Source organism: Pasteurella dagmatis (genome assembly GCF_900186835.1).
Classification (GTDB): domain Bacteria; phylum Pseudomonadota; class Gammaproteobacteria; order Enterobacterales; family Pasteurellaceae; genus Pasteurella; species Pasteurella dagmatis.
On sequence record NZ_LT906448.1, the window covers coordinates 2,089,652 to 2,102,673 of the forward strand.

Annotated in this window: 14 protein-coding genes; 8 read left to right on the forward strand and 6 right to left on the reverse strand. The window is 39.0% G+C overall.

The genetic code is table 11. The features are described 5' to 3' along the window. The first annotated feature begins 5 nt into the window (after positions 1-5). Positions 6-2,477, forward strand: coding sequence for a trimethylamine-N-oxide reductase TorA (gene torA / locus CKV78_RS09570; protein ID WP_005764168.1), 2,472 nt, complete (start codon positions 6-8; stop codon positions 2,475-2,477). Next, positions 2,474-3,070 carry a molecular chaperone TorD gene (gene torD, locus CKV78_RS09575; RefSeq protein WP_005764166.1) on the forward strand — a complete coding sequence of 199 codons (597 nt, stop codon included), beginning with the start codon at positions 2,474-2,476 and terminating at the stop codon, positions 3,068-3,070. The genes torA and torD overlap by 4 nt, the downstream gene beginning before the upstream one ends. A 47-nt stretch (positions 3,071-3,117) precedes the next feature. On the opposite strand, the gene fruK is transcribed toward torD, so the two are convergent. From fruK to mobA, 4 genes are all read right to left on the reverse strand, one after another. Next, positions 3,118-4,059, reverse strand: a complete 942-nt coding sequence (fruK, locus tag CKV78_RS09580) for a 1-phosphofructokinase (protein WP_032855547.1) — start codon at positions 4,057-4,059, stop codon at positions 3,118-3,120. After that, the gene (locus CKV78_RS09585; RefSeq protein WP_005764163.1) at positions 4,059-4,568 is read right to left on the reverse strand and encodes a hypothetical protein; all 510 of its coding nucleotides are present in this window, start codon (positions 4,566-4,568) and stop codon (positions 4,059-4,061) included. The genes fruK and CKV78_RS09585 overlap by 1 nt, the downstream gene beginning before the upstream one ends. A 128-nt stretch (positions 4,569-4,696) precedes the next feature. Next, complete coding sequence (locus CKV78_RS09590) at positions 4,697-5,209, reverse strand: hypothetical protein (protein ID WP_005764161.1); 513 nt, start codon at positions 5,207-5,209, stop codon at positions 4,697-4,699. A gap of 86 nt (positions 5,210-5,295) precedes the next feature. Further along, complete coding sequence (gene mobA, locus CKV78_RS09595) at positions 5,296-5,883, reverse strand: molybdenum cofactor guanylyltransferase MobA (protein ID WP_005764159.1); 588 nt, start codon at positions 5,881-5,883, stop codon at positions 5,296-5,298. Between the two features lie 63 nt (positions 5,884-5,946). Here mobA and CKV78_RS09600 point away from each other — a divergent pair, with 63 nt between their 5' ends. From CKV78_RS09600 to CKV78_RS09620, 5 genes are all read left to right on the forward strand, one after another. Then, positions 5,947-6,213, forward strand: a complete 267-nt coding sequence (locus CKV78_RS09600) for a YihD family protein (RefSeq protein WP_005764157.1) — start codon at positions 5,947-5,949, stop codon at positions 6,211-6,213. Positions 6,214-6,222: 9 nt separating this feature from the next. After that, entirely contained in the window at positions 6,223-6,840 is a 618-nt protein-coding gene (gene dsbA, locus CKV78_RS09605; protein ID WP_005764156.1) for a thiol:disulfide interchange protein DsbA, read from the forward strand. Between the two features lie 60 nt (positions 6,841-6,900). Further along, complete coding sequence (locus CKV78_RS09610) at positions 6,901-7,230, forward strand: DUF413 domain-containing protein (RefSeq protein WP_005764154.1); 330 nt, start codon at positions 6,901-6,903, stop codon at positions 7,228-7,230. A gap of 136 nt (positions 7,231-7,366) precedes the next feature. Then, positions 7,367-8,464 (forward strand): tRNA (uridine(54)-C5)-methyltransferase TrmA, encoded by a 1,098-nt coding sequence (trmA, locus tag CKV78_RS09615; protein WP_005764152.1) that lies wholly within the window; start codon positions 7,367-7,369, stop codon positions 8,462-8,464. Positions 8,465-8,467: 3 nt separating this feature from the next. Then, positions 8,468-9,232 carry a class I SAM-dependent methyltransferase gene (locus CKV78_RS09620; protein WP_005764150.1) on the forward strand — a complete coding sequence of 255 codons (765 nt, stop codon included), beginning with the start codon at positions 8,468-8,470 and terminating at the stop codon, positions 9,230-9,232. Positions 9,233-9,311: 79 nt separating this feature from the next. On the opposite strand, the gene CKV78_RS09625 is transcribed toward CKV78_RS09620, so the two are convergent. Next, positions 9,312-9,851: a hypothetical protein gene (locus CKV78_RS09625; RefSeq protein ID WP_005764148.1), complete on the reverse strand. Its 540-nt coding sequence runs from the start codon at positions 9,849-9,851 to the stop codon at positions 9,312-9,314. 180 nt (positions 9,852-10,031) lie between these two features. Here CKV78_RS09625 and glmU point away from each other — a divergent pair, with 180 nt between their 5' ends. After that, entirely contained in the window at positions 10,032-11,408 is a 1,377-nt protein-coding gene (gene glmU / locus CKV78_RS09630; RefSeq protein ID WP_005764146.1) for a bifunctional UDP-N-acetylglucosamine diphosphorylase/glucosamine-1-phosphate N-acetyltransferase GlmU, read from the forward strand. Positions 11,409-11,467: 59 nt separating this feature from the next. Here the strand turns inward: glmU and ppx are convergent, their stop codons facing one another. Then, positions 11,468-13,015 (reverse strand): exopolyphosphatase, encoded by a 1,548-nt coding sequence (ppx, locus tag CKV78_RS09635; RefSeq protein WP_005764145.1) that lies wholly within the window; start codon positions 13,013-13,015, stop codon positions 11,468-11,470. Positions 13,016-13,022: the final 7 nt, after the last annotated feature.

Genomic DNA, 13,022 nt, shown 5'->3' on the forward strand with positions numbered 1-13,022 from the left:
AAAAAATGAAACAATCACGTCGTCAATTTTTGAAAAATATGTCAGCGATGGCTGCCACATTTGCGATGCCTAATTTCCTTGTTTCTCAGAACGCATTTGCGCAGTCTGCTGAGAATTTAACAGAATGGAAAATTACAGGTTCACACTGGGGTGCAATTCGTGCCAAAGTGCAAAATGGTAAAGTCGTTGATGTAAAACCTTTTGAATATGACCAATACCCAACAGAAATGATCAACGGGATCAAAGGGTTAATTTATAGTGATGCTCGTATTCGTTACCCAATGGTGCGTTTAGACTGGTTGAAAAATCGCCATAACAGCAATACTGCACAACGTGGTGATAATCGTTTCGTGCGTGTGACTTGGGACGAAGCGTTGGATCTTTTCTATGAAGAATTAGAACGTATCCAAAAAGATTACGGTCCTTGGGCATTGCATACTGGTAACGTCGGCTGGCGTGCTACTGGGCAATTCCATAGTTGCGGTAACCATATGATCCGCGCAGTGGGGATGCACGGTAATAGTGTGAGTACCAGTGGAGACTATTCAACAGGTGCAGGACAAGTGATTCTACCTTATGTATTAGGTTCAACAGAGGTTTATTCACAAGGTACTTCTTGGGAAGTGATCTTAAAAGAAAGTGAAAACATCATTTTCTGGGCAAGTGATCCCGTGAAAAACTTACAAGTGGGCTGGAACTGTGAAACTCACGAAGCTTATAAATATTTAGAGCAATTAAAAGCGAAAGTGGCAGCGAAAGGTGTGAATGTGATATGCGTTGACCCTGTGAAAAGCAAAACCCAAAACTATTTAGGCTGCGATTTCCAATACATCAACCCACAAACTGACGTGGCGTTTATGTTAGCGTTGGCTCACACTTTATATATTGAGAATTTATACGATAAAAAATTCATTGATATGTACACCGTTGGTTTTGAAAAATTCCTACCGTATTTATTAGGTGAAACCGAAGATAAAGTGGTAAAAGACGCAGAATGGGCAGCCAAAATTTGTGGCATCAGTGCAGATAGAATTCGTCAATTTGCGAGAATGTTAGCAGGTAAACGCACACAATTAATTTTTGGTTGGGCAATTCAACGTCAACAACACGGTGAACAGCCCTATTGGATGGGTGCAGTGCTTGCAGCAATGCTGGGTCAAATTGGTTTAGCGGGTGGTGGAATCAGCTATGCTCACCATTATAGCTCGATCGGTATTCCAAGTTCAGGTGCAGCAATGCCGGGTTCTTTCCCACTGAACTTAGACGAAGGTCAGAAACCAAAATACGATAATTCAAACTACAATGGTTATAGTGCGGTCATTCCTTGTGCAAGAATCACAGACTCGTTATTACAACCGGGTGAGACAATTAATCATAACGGACAAAAAGTTATTTACGCACCGTATAAAATGGCGATTTTTACTGGTTGTAACCAATGGCACCGTCATTCTGAACGTAACAAGATGAAACAGGCTTTCCAACGTTTAGAAACCATCGTATCGATCAATTATAGCTGGACTGCAACTTGCCGTTTCTCGGATATCGTGTTGCCGGCTTGTACCCCATTTGAGCGTAATGATATCGACGCTTATGGTTCATACAGTAACCGCGGGGTGATTGCAATGCAAAAATTAGTGGATCCATTGTATGACTCTCGTTCTGACTTTGAGATTTTCAAAGATCTTTGCCGTCGTTTTGGTAAAGAAAAAGAATATTGCCGCAATATGGACGAAATGGAATGGGTAACTCAGCTATATGAAGATTGCCGTAAAGAAAACCAAGGCAAATTTGAAATGCCACCGTTTGCGGAGTTCTGGAAAAAAGGCTATGTGTTATTCCCAGAGGGCGAGCCTTGGGTACGCCACGCTGATTTCCGTGAAGATCCTGAATTACACGCATTAGGTACACCATCAGGCTTTATTGAAATTTTCAGTAACAAAATTGCGAGCTATGGCTATGAAGACTGTAAAGGTCACCCAATGTGGTTTGAAAAAGCAGAGCGTTCACACGGCGGACCAAAATCGGAACAATATCCATTTTGGTTGCAATCAGTTCACCCAGATAAACGCTTACACTCTCAGTTATGTGAATCTAAAGAATTACGTGATACCTATGCTATTCAAGATCGCGAACCGTTGTTTATCAACCCTGAAGATGCAAAACGCTTAGGCATTGCGCACGGCGATTTAGTACGAGTGTACAACGATCGTGGTCAAGCCATTGTTGGGGCGCACGTATCCGATAACTTCCCACAAGGTGTTGTTCGCTTACAAGAAGGGGCGTGGTATTCACCATTAGATGAGAAAGTGGGTTCAATTGATACCTATGGTGACCCGAACACAATGACTTTAGACATTGGTAGCTCAAGTTTGGCACAAGCAGTTTCTGCGAATACTTGTTTAGTGAATATTGAGAAATTTGTTGGTGAAGCTCCCGCAGTCAATGGTTTCAAAGGCCCACAAGAGATCACATTATGATGCAATTTGAGCGTGAAGAACGACAATTTGTGTATACCTGGCTAAGCAATCTGCTTGGCAAGGAGTTATCAGAGAGTCAGTTAGTGCAATATCAACAAGGGGCATTTGATGATTTCTTTGCTTTCTTGTCAGAACAAGGATTTCAAAGCCAAGTTGCAGTGATTCAACAGGAATTACAGCGTTTAAAAACTCTTGATTTTGCTCATTTAGAGCTAGCAGCAGATTATACTCAATTATTTTTATTAGATGGCGCGGTGAGTGCTTTGCCTTATGCTTCAGTCTATTTGCCAGAAGCTGATTTGGAAAGCCATTTTGCTTTCCTAGAAGCGTTATTAGTACGTTTTCAGCTTCAAATTAATCGAGATAAGCCAGAGCCAAGTGATCATTTATGTGTTTATTTGGAATTATTAGCTCAATTAGCAGAGGCAGAAGATTGGGCAACGTATCAGCATTTTATCCAAGATTATTTTTTACCTTGGCTACTAATGTTTAATGATAAAGTACAAAGAGTAAAAATTTCGACCGCACTTTATCAACAAGTGATTGTGTTGTTGATTTTACTGTTGCAAGCAGAGATGAAATCCAGCTTATAAAATGTAAGGGCGAACCGCAATGTTCGCCCTTATTTTTATCTGATGAATTAGGAATCTAATAATGTGATTTTGATTTGTTCGATCACAGGCGGAATTAGAGCAGGATCTGGCACGCCAACATTACTTTGTGAAACAGCTAAAAAAGAGACCGCACTTGCAAAGGTAAGCGTGTCTTTTTGAGGTAAATGGTGAATCAGTCCGTAAATTAAACCAGCCACCATTGAGTCACCTGCACCGACTGTGCTGACGACATTTTGACATTTTGGCGGTTGTGCTTGTATAACAGCCTTTTCACTTAACCAAATTGCGCCCTCTTCACCCATTGAAATCACAACATTCGGAATGCCTTGCGCTTGTAATTTTTTCGCCGCATTGATAATTTCAGGCAAGCTATTTAATTTTTGCCCCGCCCAAGCCTCTAGCTCTCGATGGTTAGGCTTCACTAACCAAGGTTTTGCACTTAGCCCTGCTCGCAATGCTTGATTGCTGCTGTCTAACACGACTTTTACACCTTGTTCACTTAATGTTTGAATCCATTGCCCAAACTGTTCTGCTGAAATGCCTCGCGGCAAACTGCCACAGATCGCCACAATATCAAATTCTTTGCTGTACTCTAGCGAGTCTTTCACAAAGGCTTGCCAGTCGGCTTGCGTAATTTGGTAACCTTGGAAATTAAAATCTGTCACATTGGATTCGGTTTCCGTAATCTTCACATTAATGCGTGTTGCCCCATCTATGCGGTGAAAATAATCAGGGAATTGGCGTTCTGCTAACATTTTGCTGAAGCTACTTTGATTATCCTTACCAAGAAAACCGCCCAAGCTTACATCAACATCTAAATCTTTGAGAACCTTCGCCACATTGACCCCTTTGCCAGCAGGGTGTAGGCCTAAATATTCCACTGAGTTAACTTCGCCCAATTCAATACGTGGTAAACGCCCAATTAAATCATATGCAGTGTTTAATGTAATTGTTAATACTTTTGCCATCATTCTTCACCTAAGTCTGTTTGTAAATTTTGCTTATTTTTGACCGCACTTTGTGGCTGAAAGATAGGAGAGAGGTTTCCATTTAAGGCATTGAGAATGTCGTGCATATCGCCAAAAAGTAAGGCGTTTTGTACTTCAGGTGTTAATAAGCGGGATAAGAGGGAGTTGATTTGATCGTCAATGGCAGAAATGGTGAGTACACCAAGTACGGCTTTGCCATTGTTATGAAAGACGTTTTTTGCCCGGCTAAATGCGAGGGCGTTTTTTTGATTACCTACAAGCGCGTCAGTCAACCAAATCCCGTCAACTAAAGGCAATGCGGGCGAGGTGATGACTTCTTCAATAAAGGTTTCATCGACAGCGTGCTGTTGGGCTAAGTTGTTGGCGTTGAGTTGGGTGAGTGTGAGTAGGCTGGTGGTATCTACATTAAGAAGAATGGCTTCAGGTTTCACTGCCATATCATCTGTGATTTCAGATGAGTAAGTGTCGTTTTCAACTGACTGAAACATTGTCGCCTCTTGAATGTATCATCAAGCAAAATGGCTGTAACTCTTAGAAAAATAAAGCTAAACCATTCAGCTTTGGGAAAAATAAAAAACTATTGATGTAGTTATACACCAATAGTTTTTTGATCTAATTAATTTGTACAAAGTTTTAAGATTTGCTCTGAGCCTTGTACGATATAAGGGTCATTTTGCTCACGTACGCTATCTTTTTGTAAGTCTTTCATTGCATCATAAATAGCTTGTGTCAAACTTGGCGTATTTAAGTGCGACCAACAACCTGCTTTTAAGTTATTAAAGTTAGTTTGTAATGCCGATGCAAACAGCACACCGCTGTAATAAGCGTGTACGTTAGCATCGTGTCCACCTTGATATAAGTTCTTACGAATTTGTTCAATTGGCACAAGAATACGGTTTAAATACCAGTCATTCACTCCACTTGTAAATGAGTTCACATCAAAATCATCGTTCACACGACCTTTATAGGTTTCGATAGTGGCTTCATAGGCAGTTGCATAAGATTTTTGATCGATTTGATCTTCATCGAGCTGAATAACCGCTTTATCACCTGTGAATGGGACGTAAGAAGAAAGAGAGCAAGCAGAAAGCATTGCAATCAGGGCTACCATAGAGAGTTTTTTCAACATAGAAAGATCCTTTCAGTCAAATAAAGTTATCACAGTATTATACTGTGAAGCGAGTTTTAAGGCGAATTTGTTTATCTTCAATCAGTTTATACTGTGCGATCTGATTGTTTTTGTAAATCATCTAGTGTATTAATATTTTGAAACGCCGCTTTATCTTCAGAAAAATCCACCGCTACGGCGTGCTGTTGTCGCATAAAAAATAGCATTTTGCGTTCGCCTTGCGCTAAATAACGAGCTAATTCAGGTGCTACTTTTTTGGATACTAAACAGAAAGTTGGGTGATCACGCTCCCCATCATGTGCATAAGCAATAGAAACTTGCGAAAAATCGACCGCACTTTTGAGCTTAGCTAAGAGATTTTTTGGCAGAAAAGGGCAGTCGCAAGGCACGAACAACACAAAATCGGTACTGGCACGCTTTAAGGCTGTGAGTATGCCACTTAATGGACCTTGAAAGTCTTCAAGTTCATCATTAAAAACGGGTAAGCCACTTTCAGCATAAATGGCTTGATTACGGTTTGCGTTAATTGCAATATCTTCGACCTGTGGCTTCAAGCGTTGATAAATGTGCATAAACAGCGGTTTTTGATTTAATAACTGCAAACCTTTATCCACTCCGCCCATTCTACGTGCTTGACCGCCCGCCAAAATAACCGCACTAATTGTCATTGTCATATTTTCTTCTTTGCCTAATTAAAGTATGATGCCAACACATTTTTCAATCATAAGGAAAAGCAGATGAAATGTCATCGTTTAAACGAAGTATTGGAACTTTTACAGCCATACTGGTCTAAAGACCCAGATCTCAATTTATTACAAGTGTTACAAAAAATCGCAGATGAATCAGGCTTCGATAAGCCCGTATCTGAGTTAACAGATGAAGTGATTATTTACCACTTGAAAATGCACGGAACGGATAAACACGAACCAATTCCAGGGATCAAGAAAGATTACGAAGATGATTTTAAAACCGCACTTTTAAAGGCGCGTGGTATTATTAAATAAGGATTTTCAATGAAAAAATTATTTGTTGCACTAAGTGCTATTTTTCTTACGTTTTCTGTAAATGCAGCTGATTTAACAGAAGGCAAACAATATGTGACGTTAAAGACTGCACCATCTGCTCAATCTGAAGTTGTAGAATTTTTCTCATTTTATTGCCCACATTGTTATTCTTTTGAATATCAATACAAAATTCCAGAACAAGTGAAAAACAATTTACCAAAAGATGTGAAATTTACGCAATATCACGTTGAGTTTTTAGGTCCTCAAGGGAAAAACTTAACACGTGCTTGGGCATTTGCAATGGCAACAGGTATTGAAGATAAAGTAAAAGAAGCTCTATTTTTAGCTGCACAAAAAAATACACTTCGTTCAATGGAAGATATTCGTCAAATTTTCTTAGATAAAGGTGTGTCAGCAGAGCAATTTGATGGTGGCATCAATAGTTTTGCAGTGACTGCGTTAGTGAGCAAACAAGTGAATGCGGCAGAACAATTCAAAGTACGTGGTGTTCCCGATTTTTATATCAATGGTCGTTTCAGAGTGAATGCTGAAGGATTAAACACCAAAAATACTGAGAGTTTTATCAAAGATTATGTAGAAACTGTAAAAGGTTTATTGCAAAAATAGTAAAAAATTGGTTTAATGCGTGCCGATTTTTTAAAATGAAGATGACTCGCAGAGGATATTATGGCTGAAAGTTTTAGTGTTACGCGTCGTTTTTTTGACGATAAAAATTACCCAAGAGGGTTCTCACGTCACGGTGATTACACAATAAAGGAATCACAAGCGCTTGAGCAATATGGCCAAGCATTTAAAGCGTTAGAATCAGGTGAACGTGAACCTGTGACGCAAGAAGAAAAAGATTTTGTGGCGTGTTGCCGTGGCGAGCGTAAAGCTGAAACTTTCTTAGAAAAAACTTGGTTAAAATATCGTTCTCGCATTTCAACAACCAAACGTGTTTATACATTATCAGGCGTAGTTGGTGTTGATAACTTAGATGATTTCTCAGCGGAATGATCATCTAGAATACAGAGAAAAAGGCTTAGGCAACTAAGCCTTTTATTTATTAGAGCCAATAAAACTGAAGACTCAAAAGAAGGTTTTAAGGCTTCCAATCACTTTAGAGATCACAATTCACCAACATACAAAGATTATGCAATCCAAATTACCTATCGAACAATACGACAGCTTACTGGCGGAAAAACAGCAAAAATTGACCGCACTTTTAGCACCTTTTAACCCACCTAGCATTGAAGTGTTTTCATCACCAGTGCAGAATTATCGTATGCGTGCAGAGTTTCGTATTTGGCATAATCAAGGTGATTTCTATCACATTATGTTTGATCAACAAACTCGCCAACGCTATCGTGTGGATACCTTCCCGATTGCGAGCGAATTAATTAATCAAATGATGACCGCACTTTTACCGTTGTTAAAAACAGAGCGTGCGTTGCATCATAAGTTATTCCAGATTGATTATTTAAGCACCTTAAGTAATAAAATTATTGTGAGCTTGTTGTATCACAAAACCCTTGATGAGCAATGGGAAGAAGCAGCAAAACAGTTAAAACTTGCGTTAGAGCAGCAAGGGTTTGATGTGCAAATTATTGGTCGTGCGAGCAAACAAAAAATCTGCTTAGATAATGAGTTTGTTGATGAAGTATTAACGGTTCACAGCAAGCCTTATGTGTATCGCCAAGTGGAAAACAGTTTCACGCAACCTAATGCAATGGTAAACCAAAAAATGCTTGAATGGGCGATTGATTGCACCAAAGGCAGTCAAGGTGATTTGTTAGAACTTTATTGTGGTAACGGAAATTTCTCTATTGCGTTGGCACAAAACTTCCGCAAAGTGTTGGCTACAGAAATTGCGAAACCGTCAGTGGCAGCTGCGCAGTTTAATATTGCAGAAAATGGCGTGGATAACTTACAAATTATTCGTATGTCAGCGGAAGAATTTACACAAGCGATCAATGGCGTACGTGAATTTAACCGTTTGAAAGGCATTGATTTAAAGGCTTACGAATGTAACACCATTTTTGTTGATCCTCCACGTGCGGGCTTAGATGAAGAAACGGTGAAATTAGTGCAAGGTTACGATCGTATTCTATACATCTCTTGTAACCCACATACGCTGTGCGATAACTTACAAACCCTATCTCAAACGCATTATATTGAAAAAGCTGCTCTGTTTGATCAGTTCCCTTATACAGATCATATGGAAACTGGTGTTTGGTTAATTCGGAAATAAGCGATGAAAATTCAACTGCTCTGCGAAACAGAAAATTCTGAAAATTTTACCGCACTTTGTGAAGTAGCTGGTTTGTTGCACGATCCAGAAAGTTATTTAGCGTTAGTGCAAACTTACAACGGACAAGAGCAAACTCGATTAGAATTACGCAAATTAGATGAGCCGAAATTAGGTGCAGTTTTTGTGGATTTTGTTCGTGGTACAATGATGCATCGTCGTAAATTTGGAGGAGGACGTGGAGAAGCAGTAGCCAAAGCAGTGGGAATTAAAAATGACATTTTACCGACCATCATTGATGCTACTGCAGGTTTAGGTCGAGATGCTTTTGTGCTAGCTTCAATAGGGTGTGAAGTGCGCTTAGTTGAGCGTCATCCAGTTGTGAGATTATTATTACAAGACGGTTTACAACGTGCGTATGCGGACAGTGAAATTGGCGCCATGATGAAACAAAATATGCGACTTCTACCTGTCGATCACATAGGACAACTTAACCCAGAAACTGATTTTGCTGATGTGGTGTATTTAGATCCAATGTATCCACATAAACAAAAAAGTGCTTTAGTTAAGAAAGAAATGCGTGTGTTTCAGCATTTAGTCGGTGCAGATTTAGATGCTGATACTTTGCTTGAACCTGCTTTATCGTTGGCAAAAAAACGTGTAGTAGTGAAGCGGCCTGACTATGCAGAATTTCTTGCACAAAAAGTACCGCACTTTAGCAGAGATACTAAAAACCACCGTTTTGATATTTATGTGAATCACATAAAATAATGAATTTTTATTAGTATAATTGGCTTTTAATAGATATAAAAAAACCGCACCATCCTAGTGCGGTTTTTTATTTTTTTAATTAGTTTTGAGTTGTCATATCACCGTATTTAGTTGCCAATTCATTATTTAGTTGAGTAAACTCATCAGCAACTTTGATCAAAATTTCTTTTTTCGTTACTAATGATTGAACTCCTTGTGGTGATGGATTTTGTTGCAGCTTCACATTATCAATCATTAATTCAGAAGATTTCAGTAATAAATCTTTTGCTTGAACTTTCAATTTGATAATTTCAGAACTATAAATTGGTAATGAATCCAACTCTTTCGCAATATCATTAATTTGAGTTGAAAATTTAAGTAATACAGGTTCAAGTGCTTTTAAATCACCGGCTTGTACTGCACGAGTAATTTCTTCGTTTAATGCCGCTACTTTAGCATTTTGAGAGATTTGAAACTCTGTAAATTTCTGAAAATCTGCTTTTGGATCTACTTGGATATGCACAGGCGCAGATGGCGCTGGCTTACTCTGCATTGTTAAACTTTCGATGTCAAACTTATCACAAGCAAATAAAAATACCGAGCAAAATGCAACGGCTGTCATTTTAGTTAATGTATTCATAGTCTGTTCCTTGCTAAATTTTTAAATAACGCGCTAGATAATATAATACCTATATAATATTACACCTCTTTTGCTTTGGGCGCAATTTTACACTGTTTTAATTATCATTGGCTTATTTTTATGATGAACTTGGATTATAATTTTAGTTGAATTTTATTGATAACCTGAATAGGGCATTTTATGGAAGCAAAAACATTAAGCATTGTTATTTTAGCCGCGGGTAAAGGAACACGTATGTATTCTGATTTACCGAAGGTATTGCATAAAATTGCAGGCAAGCCAATGGTTAAGCACGTGATTGATACAGTGAAATCCATTAACGCAAAAAATATTCATTTAGTGTATGGTCATGGCGGTGAAATGATGCAGGCTCGCTTACAAGATGAGCCTGTCAATTGGATTTTACAAGCAGAGCAACTTGGTACTGGTCACGCAATGCAGCAAGCAGCCCCGTTTTTTGCTGATGATGAAAATATTTTGATGCTATATGGTGATGGTCCATTAATTACTGCAGAAACTTTGCAAAAGCTCATTGCAGCAAAACCTGAAAATGGTATTGCATTATTAACAGTTTACTTGGATGATCCAACGGGCTATGGTCGTATTCTGCGTGCAAATGGCAACGTTGTGGGGATTGTTGAGCAAAAAGATGCGAACCCTGAACAACTTAAAATCCAAGAGATTAATACTGGCCTATTAGTTGCAGACGGAAAGAGCTTTAAAAGGTGGTTATCGCAATTAACCAACAATAACGCACAAGGTGAATATTACATTACTGATGTGATTGCATTAGCAAATCAAGATGGCTGTCAGGTTGTGGCTGTTCATCCAAGCGATGTAATGGAAGTTGAAGGCGTGAATAACCGCCAACAACTGGCTCGTTTAGAGCGTTATTATCAACGTAAACAAGCTGATAAATTATTGTTAGCAGGTGTGGCTTTAGTGGATCCTGAACGTTTTGATTTACGTGGTGAGCTAACACACGGAAAAGATGTAGAAATTGATGTGAACGTTATTATCGAAGGTAAAGTCCATTTAGGTAATCGTGTTCGTATTGGTGCTGGTTGTGTTCTGAAAAATTGTGAAATCGCTGATGATGTAGAAATTAAACCTTATTCAGTGTTAGAAAATGCAGTTGTGGGTAAAGCATCAATGATAGGTCCTTTCTCTCGTTTACGTCCAGGGACTGAATTAGCTGAAAGCACACATATTGGTAACTTTGTTGAAATTAAAAATGCGAAAGTAGGTAATGGCTCTAAAGTCAATCATTTAAGCTATGTAGGCGATGCTGAAGTAGGTGAAAAATGTAATATTGGTGCCGGAGTGATTACTTGTAACTATGATGGTGCAAATAAGTTTAAAACGGTGATTGGCAATAATGTTTTTGTCGGGTCAGATGCACAGCTTGTTGCACCAGTGACTATTGAAGATGGTGCAACTATTGGTGCGGGTACAACTGTGACAAGAAATGTGTCTTACGATGAATTAGTGATTTCACGCATACCACAACGCCATATTCAGAACTGGCAACGCCCTGTGAAAAAAACATCAAAATAGAGCGTGCTTTTCAACCAAACGCCCGAGGTTTCGGGCGTTTTTGTATGTCATTTTGTATTTTATTGGAAAATTAATTCTAGTCCAATATCGTTGAGTAAGCGTTTTTCTGCTTTTAGTTCATTATGAATTAATGGAGTATGCTTGAGATAACCCTCAGCAAATTTCAATTTCCATTGATTCAAAGTGCGGTCAATTTCTAAGTAAATTTGTTCTGTTTTATCTGTTGCCTGACGTGGCTTATTGAGCATAATAGCTAAGCGTAGCAAGCGCACTACGGCAAGTATATCTTTATCTGTATAACGTCCTGATTTGCTCAATTCACTTGGTTTAAACAGATTGATTTGATAGCGTACTAAGGTGACGAGTAAACGTTGCTGTTCTTTATCAAAACCGGGTAATTCCATATTTTGTAGGATATAAGCAGAATGTTTTTGTACACCTTTGTGATTAATCACTATGCCGACTTCATGTAAGCGAGCTGCCCACAGCAAAATTTCTCTCATTTCTTCAGACAGGTCATTTTTTTGCCAAGCCTGGTATTGTGTACTCAGCAAGTACGCTGTTTGATAAACGCGTTCTGCTTGTGCTTGGTCGATATTAAATTGTTCAGTCAAACCGAAAGCAGTACGTTGACGAATATTGGTGACTTGGAAATTTTTTTCTAAGCTGTACATCACACCTTCACGTAGCGCACCATCTGAATAACGCATTTGCTTAATAGAAAAGGTTTCAAATACTGCGCTTAAAATAGCTAAACCTGGCACAAATACATCTGCTCTTTCTTCGATCAAACCCGGCAATTTTAGATCTTCAAAATGGGGTACTTGTAAGGTTTGTTCAATAAGTTGATCGATCCGCTCTTTGGTAATGATGCCGTTAGGATCGATATTTGCCATAATCACTTGGTACACAGTTTTGATAGTGCCAGAAGAACCAAATGCCACATCCCAACCTAGATTACGGTATTCAAAGGCAAGATCTTCAATTTTAGTAAGAGCGGTTTGGCGAGCTTGATTAAAGCTTTCTGCAGAAATCACCCCGTTAGGGAAGAAACGTTTAGCAAAGCTTACACAGCCCATATGACGGCTTTCTGCTAACAAGGGGGTGAAGTTTTCACCGACAATCATTTCAGTCGAGCCACCACCAATATCTACTACTAGTTTACGACCCATTTCAGGTTGAGTATGAGAAACACCTGCATAAATGGTTTTGGCTTCGGTCTTCCCTGTAATAATATTAATTGGGTAGGGGAAAACGGCTTTCGCTTGGCGTAAAAATTCTTCATTATTGACCGCTCTTCGTAAGGTATAAGTTCCAACCACATTGACATTTTCAGGATCAAAACCTTGTAAGCGCTCTGCGAATAACGCCAAGCAATTAACTCCACGATCAATTGCTGCTTGATTTAGAACATTATTTTCATCTAAGCCTTCTGCAAGCTGCACTTTTTGCTTAAGACGAGAGAGAATTTGGATTGAACCATTGACAATGCGTGCCACAATCATGTGAAAGCTATTCGAACCGAGATCGATAGCTGCAATTTCTCGTACATCATGTCGATGTGACGTCAGTACGGTCATTTTTTCCATCAAAATTTCATTGTTCATAATTCAC

Coding starts and splice junctions, on each gene's coding strand:
- trmA (WP_005764152.1), top strand. CDS start 7,367: ATGCAATCCAAATTACCTATCGAACAATACGACAGCTTACTGGCGGAA.
- dsbA (WP_005764156.1), top strand. CDS start 6,223: ATGAAAAAATTATTTGTTGCACTAAGTGCTATTTTTCTTACGTTTTCT.
- glmU (WP_005764146.1), top strand. CDS start 10,032: ATGGAAGCAAAAACATTAAGCATTGTTATTTTAGCCGCGGGTAAAGGA.
- CKV78_RS09590 (WP_005764161.1), bottom strand. CDS start 5,209: ATGTTGAAAAAACTCTCTATGGTAGCCCTGATTGCAATGCTTTCTGCT.
- torD (WP_005764166.1), top strand. CDS start 2,474: ATGATGCAATTTGAGCGTGAAGAACGACAATTTGTGTATACCTGGCTA.
- CKV78_RS09620 (WP_005764150.1), top strand. CDS start 8,468: ATGAAAATTCAACTGCTCTGCGAAACAGAAAATTCTGAAAATTTTACC.
- torA (WP_005764168.1), top strand. CDS start 6: ATGAAACAATCACGTCGTCAATTTTTGAAAAATATGTCAGCGATGGCT.
- CKV78_RS09610 (WP_005764154.1), top strand. CDS start 6,901: ATGGCTGAAAGTTTTAGTGTTACGCGTCGTTTTTTTGACGATAAAAAT.
- CKV78_RS09625 (WP_005764148.1), bottom strand. CDS start 9,851: ATGAATACATTAACTAAAATGACAGCCGTTGCATTTTGCTCGGTATTT.
- fruK (WP_032855547.1), bottom strand. CDS start 4,059: ATGGCAAAAGTATTAACAATTACATTAAACACTGCATATGATTTAATT.
- CKV78_RS09585 (WP_005764163.1), bottom strand. CDS start 4,568: ATGTTTCAGTCAGTTGAAAACGACACTTACTCATCTGAAATCACAGAT.
- ppx (WP_005764145.1), bottom strand. CDS start 13,015: ATGAACAATGAAATTTTGATGGAAAAAATGACCGTACTGACGTCACAT.
- mobA (WP_005764159.1), bottom strand. CDS start 5,883: ATGACAATGACAATTAGTGCGGTTATTTTGGCGGGCGGTCAAGCACGT.
- CKV78_RS09600 (WP_005764157.1), top strand. CDS start 5,947: ATGAAATGTCATCGTTTAAACGAAGTATTGGAACTTTTACAGCCATAC.